The following is a 16,734-nucleotide window of genomic DNA, read 5'->3' as shown; positions in this document are numbered from 1 at the left end:
CACGCTATTTATGATTATTCCGCCATGCAGAGTCACAGCCACGCCCCACTGAAACGTATCTTTAGCCTGATGGCTGCAGTTCTACTGCTGGCCAATGGTCTGTGGTTGCTCAGCCTGAACAGCTTTCACTTTGGTACGCTGCTGCCGATGCTGCTCGGTGCAGCACTGTTCATTTATGCCTTGTGTTATGTTCCGCTACAGCGCTGGATTCGACAGCGCCCGATCTATCAACAAGGCTGGCGTTTAGTATGGGGTGCTTTCTGGGTCTGGCTACTCAGTGTGGTACTGTTCTTTGGCTACTTACACTGGCAAAGCCTGCATAGCCAGCCCAATCCGAATACGCAGGCGATTCTGATTTTAGGCGGGGGAATCCAGCACAACCAGCCAACGCCAACCTTGGCCAAACGCCTGGATGCCGGGGCAGTGTTGGCCAAGCAGCTGCCGCAGATTCCCATTATCGTCAGTGGTGGCGCCGCTTTTGGGAATCAGTGGACCGAAGCCGAAGTGATGGCGCACTATTTAACAGAGCAACATCATCTTCCGAAAACACGAATTCTGTTGGAAGCACGCAGCACCAGTACCGCTCTGAATTTCCACAATTCCAAGGCCTTGCTGGCACAGCACGACATTCAGCTCAGTGATCCGATTGCCGTGGTCACCAGTGATTTTCATTTACCGCGTGCGCTGGCCATTGCCCGCAAACAGGGCTATCAGCAGCCCTTATCCTATAGCGCACCCACGCCGCTCTATATTCGCTATAACTCCTGGTTACGCGAATATTTTGCTTATATAAGCGGCTGGCTGCTCAATGAATATTAATACCCAATAAAGATTAATTAAGGCGAATGGAACGTGGCGAAGGCAGTTGCAGGTTTTTATAGACTTCAGGTTTTTGCAGATAAATCTGGTAAAGATAGTTTTTAATATCCAGCAGCAGCTTTTCCGGTGCCACCAGTACATTCTGCCCTTCGGGACTAAGATTCATTGACACCAGTGTGCTTTCCTGTCTTAAAAATGGCAGGACTTTTTCAATAAAATCTTTAAAGCTGACTTCCTGAATATCGTAATTTTCCCAGTTGTCTTTGACCAGCAGTTTGGCCAGACTTTTATTTTGCCAGACCGCAAAAGCACGCTGTCCGGTGGGTGTGGCACATAAGGCCCAGCCATCATGATACAGCGCAAACACTTGTCCCTGGCTGACCATAATTTCAATAAACTGTTTGTAAATATCTTGAACGTTATAGCTTGAAGTTTGAGATTTAGACGCGGCCTTGCGTTGATATGGATTGCGCATAGATCATCCAGTCCATTTTATTGTTTTATAATGCTGGGATTCTATGGAATATTTAAGATTTAGGCAAGAAAGATATGGTGGGCGCTGACGGGATCGAACCGCCGACATTCTGCTTGTAAGGCAGACGCTCTACCAACTGAGCTAAGCGCCCTGAAGAGTAAAAAATAATATATTATTTTTTACGACGCAAGACCAACGAAGTGTGTAGTCTTGGTAATTGATCACATTTTTCACATCAGGGCATGAAAAATGGCGCAGCGGACGGGGCTCGAACCCGCGACCCCCGGCGTGACAGGCCGGTATTCTAACCAACTGAACTACCGCTGCAACGGTAATTGCGTAAGCAATTAAGGTCTTTTAAGCTTTACAGCTTGAATATGGTGGGCGCTGACGGGATCGAACCGCCGACATTCTGCTTGTAAGGCAGACGCTCTACCAACTGAGCTAAGCGCCCTGATTAAGATTGTCAATCTTGATTCCACTATAAGCTCAGGAAACTTATAGGGCTATTCTTTGAGATGGCGCAGCGGACGGGGCTCGAACCCGCGACCCCCGGCGTGACAGGCCGGTATTCTAACCAACTGAACTACCGCTGCATCGCAAAAGAATCATGGTGGGCGCTGACGGGATCGAACCGCCGACATTCTGCTTGTAAGGCAGACGCTCTACCAACTGAGCTAAGCGCCCTCAAAAGCGTTTTATGTAAATGGCGCAGCGGACGGGGCTCGAACCCGCGACCCCCGGCGTGACAGGCCGGTATTCTAACCAACTGAACTACCGCTGCACTTACACAAAGTCACTATTGTGGTTCAAACGAATATTAAAGAAGCTTAAGTGGCGCAGCGGACGGGGCTCGAACCCGCGACCCCCGGCGTGACAGGCCGGTATTCTAACCAACTGAACTACCGCTGCACGTAAGAATCTTTAACGTAAAGGCTTGGTGGGCGCTGACGGGATCGAACCGCCGACATTCTGCTTGTAAGGCAGACGCTCTACCAACTGAGCTAAGCGCCCTTAACGTCTTCATCGTTTGTGAGGTGCATTATAGAGAATCTTTACCGCCTGTCAAACGCTTTTCTGCCAGTTTTCACTTTTTTATGACTGAGTGATTAAAAAATAAGTGATTCGCTAGAAAAACAAACAAATTCTGTATGTTATTTGACTTTATTCAAAAAATTTTATTTTTAGCCCACTTGAGAATAGAAGAAATTTCTTGCAATTCCCCCCCCCTGCTCGCCTGCACATTTTTATTTTTTCCCTGTGAAAAATGGCAGCAAAATTCAGGCTTAAGTCTTATGGCTGTGGTTCAATGGCCAAGGGGCTAAAATCCAGCCGCTTTTCAGACAAATACACCAATGCCTGTTCTGGAATCAGCTCGAACAGCTCGATAATGTCGCGATTGCGCATCCGGATACAGCCATGCGACTTGGGAATGCCCATCGGTTCGGTATCTGGCGTGCCATGCAAATAAATATAACGTTTAAAGGTGTCACAGCCAGCGCCCTGGTTAAAACCATCCTCCAGCCCTGATAGCCATAAAATACGGGACAAAATCCAGTCACGTTCAGGAAACTGTTCGGCCAGCTCATCATCATAAATTTCACCCGTTGGCTGACGGGCAATAAACACGGTATTTTCCGGCGCATCTGCACCAAACTTGAGGGCCACCTGATGCCAGCCACGTGGGGTTTTGCCACTATTTTCTGCTTCACCAATGCCCTTTTCACCGGTAGACACCACATACAGTTTATTGTGTTTTGGTAGATATAAGGTCTGCTCAGATAAATCAACCAGAATATCCGCAGCATGTAGAGGGTAGATCATTCTTGCTTTACCTTTGGTGGAGTGACAACAACAGGTTCAGGACGTAGCCATAACCAGATTGCCACCACAAACATGGTCAGGTTGGTAAAAATTTTGACTGCCAGCGGAGCCGTGGTAAATAACATGATGCAGGCACTGATCAGCATCATGATGGTGGCAAACCATTTGGCTTTACGCGGTACGGTGCCATTGGCACGCCAGTCTCTTAAGGTCTGGCCATATTTGGGATGGTTCAGCAACCAGGCATCCATTTGCGGCCAGCCTTTGGACGCGGCCCAGGCCGCTAAAATCAGAAAGACTGTTGTTGGCATACCGGGCAACACTGCACCAATGAAGCCGAGGATGACAAAAATCACCACCAAACTTCGCCAAAACAATACTCTCATACCGCAACCCTACCCGTCGAATTGCGCTAGTATAAAGCGTTTTTAAACTTTTCTTCGTTGTAATTCTGCTGTTTAACCATGGATTTACTGATGTCGCCTAACACCTTTACTGATATTTCTGCTGAACCCTGGTTAAATTTCCGCAATCCGCTGGTGCGGCAACTGGCCTTTAGCGTGGCCAGTCCCAACATTTTACAGCAGCTGCCACCAGCACTGGAGCAGCGTTATGGCTTTGATTTTCATCCCACAGACTGCTGGTTACAACACTTTGATCATTATCAAAGCCGGCTGAAGTATTTAGACCAGCATCCGGCCGCACTGGAAGATTTTTTAAGCCAGCTCAAAAGTACCCGGCTGGGGCTGCGTTTTGAAATGCTGCTCTGGTTCTGGCTGACCGAGCGTGACTATCATCCTTATGAATTGCTCGGGCATAGCATTCAGATAATTGATGGACCACGCACCACAGGCGAACTCGATTTTCTGCTGCTAAACCATGACCACCAGCAAGTTGAACATTGGGAAGTGGCACTCAAATATTATCTGGCTGAACGTGATTTGAGCCTGCCCTACTGGTATGGGCTGAACCGCAGCGATACCTTATTACGCAAGTTAACCCACTTTACTCAAAAGCAGTTTCAGTTTCAGCAGGCCCAAGGTCATACCATTCAACAGCGCTTTGCCGTATTAAAAGGCCAGCTGTATCTGCCTGAACATGTTACTGCACAGGCTCTTCCCGACTGGGTCAATCCCGAGCGCAGAATTGGCACCTGGGGCCAGCATTTGCCGCAAAATCATCAGGATTTTTACCGGCTGCAACGGCATGAATGGATTTGCCCACATGCCAGTCCAAGCAGTTCAGCCAACGCATTCTGGGGCAACGGTTTATATCTGAATCAGGAGCAGTCAGCATTTTATATGTATCGTAACCCGGTGCTGATGGATGCGTGTTATCAGCACTATTGGACTAAAAGCCTATCTTTGAACAACATTTAATTACTCAACCACAATCAAAGCACTATATTTTTTTGGCTGTATATTTCTTACTCTAATTTTCACATCAGAATAATTTATGCTTAATGATACGGAGATGATGATGAAAAAAATTCTAGCGACTTCATTACTAATGATGTTTGTTCTGACTGGTTGTAATACAGTAAAAGGTCTAGGTGAAGATGTTTCTTCAGCAGGTAATGCGGTAAGTAATACGGCTGAAAAAACTCAGGACGAAATCCGTCAATAATCAAATTTCAATGCAGATTCCCGGCAAAAACCTTATCTCCTGATAAGGTTTTTTTATATTTAAAACTCCCCTTCTCGGCATGATTCCCCTATTATAGGGGCAAATTTTTTGCATGATTCCAAAGCCATGAACCACTCAGATACGCTCGAGCTCAGCTTACAGTTATTACGTCAACCTTCCGTAACACCTGTTGATCATAACTGCCAAGACATCATGGCGGAACGCTTAAAAAAGATTGGCTTCAACATTGAATCAATGCGTTTTGAAGATGTCGATAATCTTTGGGCGCGTAAAGGCACAGAAGGCCCGGTGTTCTGTTTTGCCGGTCATACCGATGTGGTCCCTACCGGTAGTTTAGATGCCTGGCATTCTGACCCGTTTGCTCCAGAAATTCGTGATGGCAAGCTCTATGGCCGCGGTAGTGCCGATATGAAAACGGCATTGGCAGCCATGGTGGTGGCTTCAGAACGCTTTGTGGCCAAACATCCAGATCATAAAGGCTCAATTGCGTTCTTAATTACCTCAGATGAAGAAGGTCCATCCATTAACGGTACCGTAAAGGTGGTTGAAACCCTGGAAGCTCGCAATGAAAAAATGGACTGGTGTTTGGTCGGTGAACCATCAAGTACCCATCGTCTGGGTGATATTGTCAAAAATGGCCGTCGTGGTTCATTAAATGCGGTATTAACTGTGAAAGGCAAACAGGGCCATGTGGCTTATCCGCATCTGGCGATTAACCCGATTCATACTGCCTCTAAAGCGCTGGCCGAACTGTGCGAAACCGTTTGGGACAATGGCAACGAATACTTCCCGGCCACCTCTTTCCAGGTGTCGAATATTCAGGCCGGTACCGGTGCAACCAACGTGGTACCAGGTACCATGACCGTGACCTTTAACTTCCGCTACTCGACTGAAGTGACTGCTGAGCAGCTCAAAGCTCGGGTACTGGAAATTCTGGACCGTCATCAACTGAACTATGACATTCAATGGACACTGTCCGGTTTACCATTCCTGACCCCAGTAGGTGAACTGGTCAATGCCGCCAAAAATGCAATTCGCAATGTGACCGGTGTCGAAACTGAACTGTCTACTTCGGGCGGAACGTCAGATGGCCGCTTTATTGCGCCAACCGGTGCACAAGTGCTGGAACTGGGTGTGCTGAACGCGACCATTCACCAGATCAATGAACACGTGAATATTGATGATTTAGAGCCACTGGCTGAAATTTATGAGCAGATTCTTGAAGGCCTACTGACTTAATTTTTTGCTGTTGCACAAAAAAGGAACTCCACGGAGTTCCTTTTTTTGTAGCTGTTGCTGACTGTTAAATTAGCTATTCAAACTCAGACTGGCCTGAATATACGCCAGATTCGGGACATGGAATACCTGCTCACCCATACGCACATACTGGAATACCGCCGGATGCTGGCCTTCACGCTCATCATCGACCACTTCCGAAATACGCAGACGGATGGTTTTTGGCATGGCATTGCACATTAGGGCAAAACGCTGGTCAATTTCATCGCCTTCAATCACCAAGGCAACGCCCTGATTTTGCGCTGGATGGGTAACACGATATACCGGCAGTTTTAGATCGTGCCACTCGACATGATCGACCGCGGTAGAACTGTCCAGCGCCGACAGGACAATATTCTGTGGAATCAGCATATCTTCCTGATCATGACATTCCACAATATAGGCATCAATAAAACCGGTCGAAACGGTAATCAGATGTTGCAGTTCCTGCTGGCTAATCTGGTCGATTTTGCTGGTGCTGTTGCTTTGACTCATGCTTTAGCCTCACTGCTATGCAAAATGTTTTCAATATTGGCAAGCAATTCTGCTTCCTGGAACGGTTTACCCATATAGTGCGTTACCCCCAAGCTAAAGGCACGTTCGCGGTGTTTTTCACCGGTACGCGAGGTAATCATGATAATTGGCAAGTCACGATGGATGTCATGGCGGCGTACCAGGGTGGTCACCTCAAAGCCGTCCATACGCGGCATTTCAATATCCAGCAGCATCAGATCCGGTTTAACATTTTCAAGCTGCTCAATCGCATCGACACCGTCTTTGGCTGTGACCACATCAAAGCCCTGACGCTCGAGCAGACGTGACGTGACCTTACGTACGGTCACCGAGTCATCCACAATCATTACCAGATGACGGGTATCACGACGCTGTACTTCACGCGGCTCCATCACATGCTTGATGCGCTGGGTGGCCTGAATCTGACGGGCAATATTCTGACCATCCAGAATCAGACAGACCTGACCATCACCGAGAATGGTCGCGCCGGCAATCGAGCCCACGCTGGAGAACTGCTGCCCAATCGGTTTCATCACAATCTGGCCACGCGAACCAATCAGCTGATCGACCAGTAAGGCAATGGTCTGACCGGTATTGCCTTTAATCAGCAGCACCGGCAATGAATGCGCGATATTGCTTAAACGCGGCAATGGCTGATTGGCAACAAACTCGGACAGATACCGCAACTTATAGTTTTGCTGATCAATCTTGAAGTAGTCATCTTTGCTGCTGAAGTAACTTTCCAGCGCAGAAGGTGAAATTCGTACAATACGGTCAATTTGCGCCAATGGAATTGCGAACTGCTGATCGCCAACTTTTACCATCAAGGCATCGGATACCGCCACTGTGGTCGGTACGCGAATACTGAAAGTAGTGCCTTTACCGAGTTCAGAATCGACCTCAACATGGCCGCCCAGCGCTTTAATTTCGCTTTGCACCACGTCCAGACCGACGCCACGACCCGAAATTTGGGTCACGGCTTGTGCGGTACTAAAGCCCGGATGGAAAATCAGCTGCAGGATTTCTTTCTTGTCCAGCTGCTGCTCTGGCTGAATCAGGCCAAGGCTCAGGGCTTTGGCGTGAATTTTGGTTTCATCAATCCCCTTACCATCATCGGTAAAGCTAATCAGTACATCAGTGCCCTGACGGCCAATGTTCAGCTCAATCTGGCCCACTTCCGGCTTCGCTGCCTGTTTACGTACAGCGGCATCTTCCAGGCCATGGTCCACCGCATTACGCAGCATGTGTTCAAATGGTGAAATCAGGCGTTCCAGAATGGTCCGGTCCAGCTCGCCTTCGGTATTGTGTACCACCAGCTCGGCAGGACGGTTTAAGGTCGATGAAGTCTGACGCACAATCCGCTGTAAACGTGGCAACATGCGCGAGAACGGTACCAGACGGGTACGCATCAGGCTTTCCTGAATTTCTGCCTGAATCCGCGACTGTTGCAGTAACAGACCTTCGGCATCACGAATCTTGTCCGCCAGCGTGGTCTTAAAGTCCACCAAGTCCGACGCCGATTCCGCCAACGATTTTGACAGCTGGTTCAAGGAGGAGTACTGGTCCATCTCCAGCGGGTCGAAGTCGGTATAGCGTGAATGTTCATCACCATGTTTGGCAATAATCTGGCTTTCCAGCTCGCCTTCCATTCGGCGTAACTGATCGGCCAGACGTTTAATCGCCAGTTCCATTTCATTCAGGGTACCGCCCAGCTGACCCAGCTCCATCTCGATTCGCGAGCGGTTAATCGCGTTTTCACCCGACAGGTCAATCATCTTCTCAACCAGATCAGCCGAAATACGGATCATCTCATTGCTGTTATCCAGCTGTGCGGTTTCGCTCCATTCGCCCTGCATGGATGGCGGCTCGGCACCATCACCCTGCACAAATTCGAAGGTTTTGCTTGGCGCCATCAGATCGGCGGTATTGAAGCGTTCTGGCAGCTGCGCCGTCGCATTGACGTATTCAATCGACTCCAGGCTGGCTTTCAGGCTATCAAAATTGCTGTAATCGCGCTGGAAGATGGCTTCTTTTAACCAAGCCACAGTGGTGTTGAGCAAGGCATCATAGGCATTGGAATTAAACTGATGCACCGCGAACTGTTCAAAGGTATTTTCCAGCTGATAGGCAATCACGGCCACCGGCTCGATTTCGGCCATACGCGCGCCGCCTTTCAGGCTGTGCGCAGAACGTTGTAACTGCAGCAAAATGCTTCGGTCACTACGATGGTCAAACCACTGCTTTAACAGGCTTTCTGTGGTGTCGAGCAGCTCTTCAGCTTCTTCCAGGAAGGTTTCTTCCACAATCGAATGCAGATTGTCTTCACCGTCATTTTCAGTAGTAGATACCGCATCTGTAGGGATGGTTTGCTCAGCCAGGGTCGGTGCATCTTCCAGTACCGGTTCGCTGCTGGTGTCTGGCTGCTCATCTTCAGGCGCAGTATAGGCTGTTTCTGCAGGTGCTGGCTGTTCCAGTTCAAACTCAAGTGCAGATGCATCAGACTGTTGTACATCTGCGCTAGAGGTTGCTTCAGCCGCCACTGCCAGCGATTCAGCTTCAACCAGTTGACCTTGGGCCAGTTCGCTAATATTTTCCAGAATCGCCAGTGATTCTTGCGCCGGATAATCGACCTGCTGTTCACGGATGGTCTGGATACGGTCCGCAATATTGTCCTGAACCAGACGGATAATCTGAATCAATGCGGTCGATGCGCTCATCTGACGGTTAATGATGCGCTCATAAATGGTTTCTAAATGGTGCGCAATCAGACCGATATGGCTGGCTGCAATCATGTTGGCACCACCTTTTAAGGTGTGCAAATGGCGCATCAGATTGTTCAGCGCAGCAGTATTGCTCGGGTCTTGGCTCCAGCTGTTAACATCCTGGTCAATACCCGTAAGTAACTCTTCGGCCTCTTCCAGGAAAATGTCCAGCAGGTCTGGATCAAAGTCCTTGTTGGCTTCAGCGCTATCCATGTATTGACGGTCAGCTTCCAGACGCTGTGACAATACGGCCAGATTCAGCCCGGCACCGGCTTCAACCGTTTCGGTTACAGCTTCTGTGGTATCAGTTTCTGGGCTTAGTGCTTCAATATCCTGCTGTACAAAGGCACTCAGGTTATTGATGATCTGCTGAGCATCTTCGCTTAAGCTGACGCGTTGCCCGGCAGCCAGGGTATCAAACAGATGGATAAATTCCTGATGCGCCTGTCCAAATAATTCAAAGGCATAATCGCTATGCAGCAGGCTTGGCTTGTCCAGCAAGGCCGCATAGGCCAGTTGTAATTCCTGGGTAAAATCATGAATACCCTGAGAGGCGCGGTTATCGGTACGCTCTACCAGCAGCTTCGCCTGATGGCTCAGGGTCTGGATATATTCCGGATATTCAGCCTGCGCACGCTGGTCAAATTCGAACTCAGCATCGAGCAACTGATCAATATTCAGTTCAATCAGCTTGGATACCAGACCTTGCGGATTCACTGATTCATCAACATCTTCCAGGCTAAAGCCATAGTTCTGCCATGCAGTATTGAAAGTCTGATAAATCCGGTCCATGCCGGCACTGTCATTCTGCGGCAACAGATGCAGATAATCCCGCACAAATTCAGCATATTGCAATAACAGTGCGGTTTCTTTGGAAGTCGATTCAATTTCATCCTGTAACAGGGTCTTGAACAGGTTTTCTACCTTGGAGCTGGCATCAAAAATCTGCTCGATGTGTGCCATGGATGAACTGCCGCGCAAGGTATGCAGGGCACGAATCAGGCCATTGTAATCTTGGGTTTTCAGCTCATCGTGTGCCAGGAAGCGATCCACCGTTAACAGGTGTTCTTCCGCTTCTTCAATAAAGATGGCCAGTGTTTCAGCTGCTAGCGGATCTTCTTCAACACTATCAGCCACAGCCAGCTCGGTGTCTGCAGCAACCTGCTCATCAGTACTTGCTGTATCAAACTCCAGACCAGTGATACTGTCGCTGGACCTTAGGCTGCTTGCCAGTTGTAACAGCTCTTCTAAAGCCGGTTCAGGACTTAAATTTTGTTGTAATTGTTGTCCTAATAGCACCAATGGACGCAGGTCCAGCGCCATCGGCTGGGCATGTTTAAAGCTTGGATAAAGTTTGTATTCAAAGACGTTCGCCACCGCGGTTGCAAACTGCTGCACCTGCGCTGACAGGGTCAGGCTACCGGAAATGACCCGGTTTAAGGTATCTTCAACCGTCCAGGCCAGCTCCCCTGCCGACTTGGCACCAACCATACGTCCCGAACCTTTTAAGGTATGAAAATGACGGCGAATGGTGGTTAGCGTTTCCTGATCGTTAGGCTGCGTGGCCCATTGAGCCAACAGGTCTTTTAGCTCAACGAAGATTTCTTCAATTTCTTCAACAAAAATTTCTAGAATTTCTGCATCTTGATCAAGATAACTATCTTCAGGAAGCGCAGTCGTTTCAACTAAATTTTTTAATATTTCTTTCATAGCTAAGGCTTCTTATGTTTTCAGCGCCCAGCGGCACTCAAACTTAATTGTAACCATCACGTGTAACCTAACCCTGAAGTTAAGCTGATCTTGTCGATGCTTGGCTTGATCTGTGTAAAACAGAGAGCTTCCCGAAAGAAGCTCTCTGTGGCTTCCTTAGTCCGGAAGTTTAAAGTCGGTTACAGATTCACGTAATGATTCCGCCATGCTGGCCAGTTCAGAAACCGAACGTGCCGTATCGAAGGTTGCTGTCGTGGTTTGCGACGTAATTTCCTGTACAACGTTCATCGTGGTCGCAATATGACCCGCCGAAGCCGACTGCAGTTTCGCAGCGTCAGAAATGTTGGCAATCAGTTTCGCCAGGTTATTCGATACAGTCTGAATTTCATCCAGTGCCACACCGGCATCCTTGGTCAAGTTCGCACCACGAACAACCTCAGAGGTGGTTTGTTCCATCGAAATTACCGCTTCGTTGGTATCGGTCTGAATGGTTTTAACCAGCGTTTCAATCTGCTTGGTTGCAGATGCTGAACGTTCCGCAAGACGCTGTACTTCGTCGGCTACGACCGCGAAACCACGACCTGCTTCACCGGCCATCGACGCCTGAATTGCTGCGTTTAAGGCCAGAATGTTAGTCTGGTCGGCAATATCGTTAATCAGGGCAACGATGTTACCAATTTCCTGCGAAGATTCACCCAGACGTTTAATACGTTTCGAGGTTTCCTGAATCTGCTCACGAATGATATCCATACCCTGAATTGAACGGTTTACAACTTCCGCACCATTCGATGCAATTTGTACTGAACGTTCCGCAACCGCTGCAGATTCTTCGGCGTTGGCAGATACCTGGTCAATCGACATCGCCATTTCGTTAATCGCAGCAGATGCACCGGCAATTTCCTGCGCCTGGTGTTCAGATGCTTCGGCCAGCTGGTTGGTAATTTCCTGAGTATTGGCGGTATAACGCGCTACTTCGTGAGAAGTTTCATGAATACGCGATACCAGGTCACGTAACTGGTCAATTGCGAAGTTAATCGAGTCGGCAATCGCACCGGTAAAGTCTTCCGATACGGTCGCGTATGAACGCAAGTCACCATCCGCCAGGTCGGCAATTTCATCCAGTAAACGTAAAATCGCGTTCTGGTTACGGTCATATTCGTCTTGCAGACGGGTTACACGTTGCTTATCGGATTGACCACGTAAAGTCAGTAATTTGAATACCAGTACCAGGAAGACCAATAAGCTGGCAATTAACAGTACGGCCGGAATAATGACTGCCGGGCCTGCACCGCTAGATAATTTATTTAACTGGTTTAACAGCTCATCTGACTGACTAAAAATGTCCGATGCAGCCTGACGTACACGTACAATCTGCGCCGAGTTATTTAATACCGTTGCCGATGCAGATTTTAAAACGTCATCATATTCAAACTGGATGCCTTCTAAAGCTTCACGTAGGCCTGGGTCCGAAATACGCTGTACACCGAGCTCTGCACTACCGTTCAGCTGGGCATTTAAGTAAGCACCGAATGTTTCGGTATCGGCACTGAAGTCATCGGCAGATTCACGCGAGTTTTCTGAACCGGTTAATACCGAGCTGATTGAACGCAGGATACGTTCTGCAATGAACACCTGGTTCTTGGCAATAACCACCTGGCTACTTGGCATGTCCTGACGTGCCATCTGGTCAACCATCAGGTTATATTCGGCCTGAATCCCCGGAATGGTTTCACTGATCGCGATGTTGGTGTCATACAGTTTGCTAATAATGGCCTGTTGCGAGCTGATCGTATCAATATTCTGAGAAACTTTGGCCCAGTCGGCTTCGACTTTTTCCAGCTCGGCCGAGTTACTGCTAATATCTTTTACCGTTTCCAGGTTGTCTTTAAAGCTTTGTTGTGACTGGGTCAGCTTCTGGATCGATTCTTTGGTGCCTGAAGCAGTGGCTTCAGTGGCCTGACGTGAAATGGTCTGCGATAACAAACGCAATTCACCCAGACTCTGGGTTAACTGGTTGGTACGCGGTACGCTATAGAATAAAGACAAAAGACTGATAATCGAGACCAACAGCGCAACTGCGGCAATGAAAATAAGTGGCTTTGATTTATTGGTATCACCGAATACACGCGCAAACTGGTCAATTTGCGTCTGTAATTTTGCGACTGATGCCGAACCGCTTTTGCGGTTGGTTCCATCGCCTGAGTTTTTCTTTTTAAGTTTAAAGCCCATGCAGCTTCTCCCCGATTTTCGCCTTTATATATGCGTACGCGATAGTTAATTTATAAATTTTATAGATGCGTTCATAAATTTTGGGTTTTGCAATAAACGACTAAATAAGAAAATATGCCATTGCTGGTTATGCTGGTGGAAATACCCCTGACAATATTCTTGTAAATTACTATCTAAATCATTGTGTTTAGAAAAGAAACTTTTCTTATTAAAGTGTTGGATCCCCAAAACTTGATCTACAACCAAACCGACATAATGGTCTTGATGACTAATACACATTACTTTTTGAGTCGGTGAATAAGCACTGCTATGTCCAGAAACATAATGTGCCAAGTCTGAAACTGAGAGTAATCGGCCCCGGATATTGGCCAGCCCCATGACCCAGTTCTGGGTGTTGGGTACCGGCGTATATTTTGGTGGATAGATAACCTCAGTGACTTCCCCCAACGGGGCAACGAAATATTGCCCCATCATCTCAAACGCAATGCCAGACCATCGGTTTACTTCATTTTCAGTTGTAACGTAGTTTTTATTTCCCCGTTTAGACAACCGAAGTAATTCGATAAATCCATTTGCGGCCATAAGTTATCCTGCATTCAGGTGTTGATTAATAACATCTATTAATTGTTGTTCATCTACAGGTTTAGTCAGATAATCGCTGGCACCCTGACGTTTCCCCCAAACGCGGTCAGTGGCTTGGTCTTTGGTACTCACGATCACAATTGGAATATGCTTGGTAGTATCCCCACGGGCAATTTGACGGGTCGCCTGGAAACCGTTTACACCCGGCATCACCACATCCATCAGCACCAAGTCAGGAAGCTCGGCCTGTGCCATGGTCACCCCGTCTGCACCATTGGCTGCTTCAAGCACTTCAAAACCATGCTTGGTCAGAATTTCTTTGAAGCGGAATGTTTCTGTTGGAGAATCATCTACAATTAAAATACGTGCCATCTTTATATTCCCCGAGTTATGCGCTTACGTGATTACGAATCGCGTTTAAAAGCTCATCTTTACTAAAAGGTTTGGTTAAATATTCATCTGAACCCACCACGCGGCCTTTGGCCTGATCGAACAGACCATCTTTACTGGACAGCATGATGACTGGAATATTCTGGTAGTTTTGCGAGTTTTTAATTAATGCGCAGGTTTGATAGCCATCTAGACGTGGCATCATAATGTCAACAAAAACGATATCCGGATTTGCATCGGCAATTTTAGACAATGCTTCAAAACCGTCGACGGCAGTGACCACTTCATAGCCTTCACGCTGTAATAAAGTTTCAGCTGTACGACGAATGGTTTTTGAATCATCAATCACCATGACTTTTAGATTTTGGAGTTTATCGTCCATTTAATGACCCTTCCCATTTTGTTTGTACAAGCAATTCGGTGTAGTAGAATTTTATTTACATAATTATGGTTATTTTTAACATATCTTTACTTTAGGTTTCAATGAACAGTTTTTGCCCAAACCTACACTTTATAGAAACTTTGTATAACTGCTTCACACTTTTCCATGACCATTGATTTTTTTTTGTCTATTGTATTTTTTAAATTTCTGATTCTGGTCTAATATAACAGTTTAAAGACTTAAAAATAAGTAAATTAGTCAACTTTATCTCGGGGAAGCTTGTGCGTACTTTTTTTCAAAAAGCTCTCACAAAAAGGGCGCATACATCATTGTTCAGTAAATCATTACTGGGCCTGCTGCTGGCTTTACAGATAGGACAGCTGTCTGCCAATACCGACAACAAGCCGGTGTGGTATCGCTACTACGATAAAAACGGCGTGGCCAATATCAGCAGCAATGTTACGCCAAACCATATCCGCTATGGCTATGAAGCACTGGACCGCAACATGCAGGTGATTCAGCGTGCGCGTCCCTATAATAGCGAAACCGATGCCCGTCAGGCGCCACAACGTGCCGCGCAGGCCCGTCAGCGCGAGCAGGATTTAAAACTAAAACAGGCCTATACCAACAGTCATATTGCTACCCAGCAACGTGACAATGCGCTGGCACATATTAAAAAGCAGATTGCCTTTCAGCAGGAACAGTTAAAACAATTACAGAATGACCGGATTGTGTTTAAACGTCAGGAAATGGAATATCTGCGCAAAGTCAAACCGGTCCCGGAACAGCTGAAAAACAATTTAAACAACAACCTGACCAACTTAAATCAGAAAAGACAGCAGATTCAATCGTTACAAACGAGCTATCGAAAAACACAGGCAGAATACGACAGAATTATTACTCGCTTAAAAGCACTTGAATAAAGTGAAGTTTTTAATTGAATTGTCATGTGACAAGAAAAATAAGGATAAATATGCATGCGACCAGCACCGCGTATATCACATACTTCTACCCGTTTTCGTACGCCCCTACTCGGCCTCAGTACACTTTGCCTGTGCCTGCTGCTGACCGCCTGCCAGAACTCAGAACCGGAACAGGCCCGTAGCGAACCAGAAACCATTGAACTGATTCAGGATGATGTGGTGGCCGTGCAAACCGGCGACTCGGTGTCCAAAACTGCCTTTACCGGCACTATTCGTGCCGTACAACACAGTAGCATTCAGGCACAGGTCACTGCCACCGCCAGTGCAGTCAATGCGCAAGTGGGTCAGCGGGTTAGCAAAGGTCAGGTGCTGGTCCGTTTAAACAATCAGGATAATGCCGCGCGTCTGGCGCAAGCACGCGCCAACCTTGCCTCCACGCAGGCACAAGCCAATCAGGCCCGGGTGATGATGGAGCGTAAACGTCGCCTGCTGAATCAGGGCTTTATTTCCAAAGTTGAATATGAACAAAGTCAGGTCGATTATCGTGCCCAGCTGGAAAATGTCCGTGCCCAGCAGGCCAACGTCGATATTGCCGAAAAAGCCGATCGCGATGGCACCATTCTCAGCCCGATTAGCGGGGTGATTACCCAGCGTCAGGTCGAACCTGGCCAGACGGTTTCTGCCGGCCAGACCCTGTTTGAAATAGTCAATCCGGACCGGCTGGAAATTCAGGCCAAACTGCCAAGTGACCAGCAGTCTGCACTCAAGGTCGGCCAAAAGATTGAATATAAAATTCAGGGCAATCCGGCCCAACTGACCGCCACCTTAAGCCGGGTATCCCCGATTGCCGATCTGGCCAGCCGTCAGATCGAGTTTTTTGCCACACCCAATGAATCCATCAACTCGCTCAGCATCGGTGCCTTTGTTGAAGGCAATATTGTTTCATCCAACTCGATTTCTGGTCAGCTGATTCCTTTAGACACCATTCAGGATATACAAAACAAACCTTATGTCTGGGCCATTCGCCAGAACAAGATTGTCCGGGTTGATATTCACGTGCTCGAGCAGCGCTATAGTGACAATACCGCCATTGTAAGCGGATTGCAGGCCGGCGATTTAGTGAGTCGGGTCAAGTTTAGTCCGCAGAATGAACAGCAACCGGTCAGCATCAGCCAGACCGCCGAAAACGCCTCAGGATAGAAA

At 47.7% G+C, this 16,734-nt stretch carries 15 protein-coding genes and 8 tRNA genes; 6 read left to right on the top strand and 17 right to left on the bottom strand.

Going from position 1 to position 16,734, the window contains the following annotated elements; all coding sequences use genetic code 11:
• Nucleotides 1-24 precede the first annotated feature (24 nt).
• Nucleotides 25-819: a YdcF family protein gene (locus tag FTT64_RS07790; protein WP_180182255.1), complete on the top strand. Its 795-nt coding sequence runs from the start codon at nt 25-27 to the stop codon at nt 817-819.
• 13 nt (nt 820-832) lie between these two features.
• On the opposite strand, the gene FTT64_RS07785 is transcribed toward FTT64_RS07790, so the two are convergent.
• The 11 genes from FTT64_RS07785 to FTT64_RS07735 all read right to left on the bottom strand — a co-directional run bounded on the left by FTT64_RS07785 (nt 833) and on the right by FTT64_RS07735 (nt 3,504).
• The gene (locus FTT64_RS07785; protein WP_005179520.1) at nt 833-1,294 is read right to left on the bottom strand and encodes a DUF2750 domain-containing protein; all 462 of its coding nucleotides are present in this window, start codon (nt 1,292-1,294) and stop codon (nt 833-835) included.
• A gap of 75 nt (nt 1,295-1,369) precedes the next feature.
• Nucleotides 1,370-1,445: transfer RNA gene (locus FTT64_RS07780), tRNA-Val, on the bottom strand.
• A 99-nt stretch (nt 1,446-1,544) separates the two neighbouring features.
• A tRNA-Asp gene (locus FTT64_RS07775) sits at nt 1,545-1,621 on the bottom strand.
• A gap of 51 nt (nt 1,622-1,672) precedes the next feature.
• Nucleotides 1,673-1,748, bottom strand: a tRNA-Val gene (locus FTT64_RS07770).
• Between the two features lie 65 nt (nt 1,749-1,813).
• Nucleotides 1,814-1,890: transfer RNA gene (locus FTT64_RS07765), tRNA-Asp, on the bottom strand.
• Nucleotides 1,891-1,905: 15 nt separating this feature from the next.
• Nucleotides 1,906-1,981, bottom strand: a tRNA-Val gene (locus FTT64_RS07760).
• 20 nt (nt 1,982-2,001) lie between these two features.
• Nucleotides 2,002-2,078 (bottom strand) — tRNA-Asp (locus tag FTT64_RS07755).
• Nucleotides 2,079-2,129: 51 nt separating this feature from the next.
• Nucleotides 2,130-2,206: transfer RNA gene (locus FTT64_RS07750), tRNA-Asp, on the bottom strand.
• A gap of 26 nt (nt 2,207-2,232) precedes the next feature.
• Nucleotides 2,233-2,308: transfer RNA gene (locus FTT64_RS07745), tRNA-Val, on the bottom strand.
• Between the two features lie 279 nt (nt 2,309-2,587).
• Complete coding sequence (gene elsL / locus FTT64_RS07740; protein ID WP_104488696.1) at nt 2,588-3,118, bottom strand: cell wall-recycling L,D-carboxypeptidase ElsL; 531 nt, start codon at nt 3,116-3,118, stop codon at nt 2,588-2,590.
• A complete protein-coding gene (locus FTT64_RS07735; protein WP_075167111.1) occupies nt 3,115-3,504 on the bottom strand; it encodes a YbaN family protein in 390 nt (129 codons plus the stop codon). Before FTT64_RS07735 ends, elsL begins: the two co-directional genes overlap by 4 nt.
• A gap of 90 nt (nt 3,505-3,594) precedes the next feature.
• Here FTT64_RS07735 and FTT64_RS07730 point away from each other — a divergent pair, with 90 nt between their 5' ends.
• From FTT64_RS07730 to dapE, 3 genes are all read left to right on the top strand, one after another.
• The gene (locus tag FTT64_RS07730; RefSeq protein ID WP_180182254.1) at nt 3,595-4,497 is read left to right on the top strand and encodes a DUF1853 family protein; all 903 of its coding nucleotides are present in this window, start codon (nt 3,595-3,597) and stop codon (nt 4,495-4,497) included.
• Between the two features lie 100 nt (nt 4,498-4,597).
• Nucleotides 4,598-4,744, top strand: a complete 147-nt coding sequence (locus tag FTT64_RS07725) for an entericidin A/B family lipoprotein (protein WP_005179532.1) — start codon at nt 4,598-4,600, stop codon at nt 4,742-4,744.
• 126 nt (nt 4,745-4,870) lie between these two features.
• Entirely contained in the window at nt 4,871-6,004 is a 1,134-nt protein-coding gene (dapE, locus tag FTT64_RS07720; protein ID WP_005179534.1) for a succinyl-diaminopimelate desuccinylase, read from the top strand.
• Between the two features lie 69 nt (nt 6,005-6,073).
• Here dapE and FTT64_RS07715 read toward each other — a convergent pair whose 3' ends face one another.
• The 6 genes from FTT64_RS07715 to pilG form a co-directional block, all read right to left on the bottom strand.
• Nucleotides 6,074-6,535 (bottom strand): hypothetical protein, encoded by a 462-nt coding sequence (locus tag FTT64_RS07715; RefSeq protein WP_180182253.1) that lies wholly within the window; start codon nt 6,533-6,535, stop codon nt 6,074-6,076.
• Nucleotides 6,532-11,025, bottom strand: a complete 4,494-nt coding sequence (locus FTT64_RS07710) for an Hpt domain-containing protein (protein WP_180182252.1) — start codon at nt 11,023-11,025, stop codon at nt 6,532-6,534. Before FTT64_RS07710 ends, FTT64_RS07715 begins: the two co-directional genes overlap by 4 nt.
• Before the next feature lie 156 nt (nt 11,026-11,181).
• Nucleotides 11,182-13,254, bottom strand: a complete 2,073-nt coding sequence (locus FTT64_RS07705; RefSeq protein WP_180182251.1) for a methyl-accepting chemotaxis protein — start codon at nt 13,252-13,254, stop codon at nt 11,182-11,184.
• Between the two features lie 45 nt (nt 13,255-13,299).
• Nucleotides 13,300-13,836, bottom strand: coding sequence for a chemotaxis protein CheW (locus tag FTT64_RS07700; protein WP_005179538.1), 537 nt, complete (start codon nt 13,834-13,836; stop codon nt 13,300-13,302).
• 3 nt (nt 13,837-13,839) lie between these two features.
• The gene (locus FTT64_RS07695) at nt 13,840-14,208 is read right to left on the bottom strand and encodes a PleD family two-component system response regulator (protein WP_005179539.1); all 369 of its coding nucleotides are present in this window, start codon (nt 14,206-14,208) and stop codon (nt 13,840-13,842) included.
• Between the two features lie 16 nt (nt 14,209-14,224).
• A complete protein-coding gene (gene pilG / locus FTT64_RS07690; protein ID WP_005179541.1) occupies nt 14,225-14,608 on the bottom strand; it encodes a twitching motility response regulator PilG in 384 nt (127 codons plus the stop codon).
• A gap of 329 nt (nt 14,609-14,937) precedes the next feature.
• Between pilG and FTT64_RS07685 the strand changes: the two genes are divergently transcribed.
• A complete protein-coding gene (locus FTT64_RS07685; RefSeq protein WP_180182250.1) occupies nt 14,938-15,531 on the top strand; it encodes a hypothetical protein in 594 nt (197 codons plus the stop codon).
• A gap of 54 nt (nt 15,532-15,585) precedes the next feature.
• Nucleotides 15,586-16,731 (top strand): efflux RND transporter periplasmic adaptor subunit, encoded by a 1,146-nt coding sequence (locus tag FTT64_RS07680; RefSeq protein ID WP_180182249.1) that lies wholly within the window; start codon nt 15,586-15,588, stop codon nt 16,729-16,731.
• The last annotated feature ends 3 nt before the right edge of the window (nt 16,732-16,734 follow it).

Source organism: Acinetobacter sp. Q186-3 (assembly GCF_013420655.1).
GTDB lineage: Bacteria > Pseudomonadota > Gammaproteobacteria > Pseudomonadales > Moraxellaceae > Acinetobacter > Acinetobacter indicus.
Note: the sequence above shows the minus strand (reverse complement) of the source record. Positions and strands in the feature narration are given on the sequence as shown.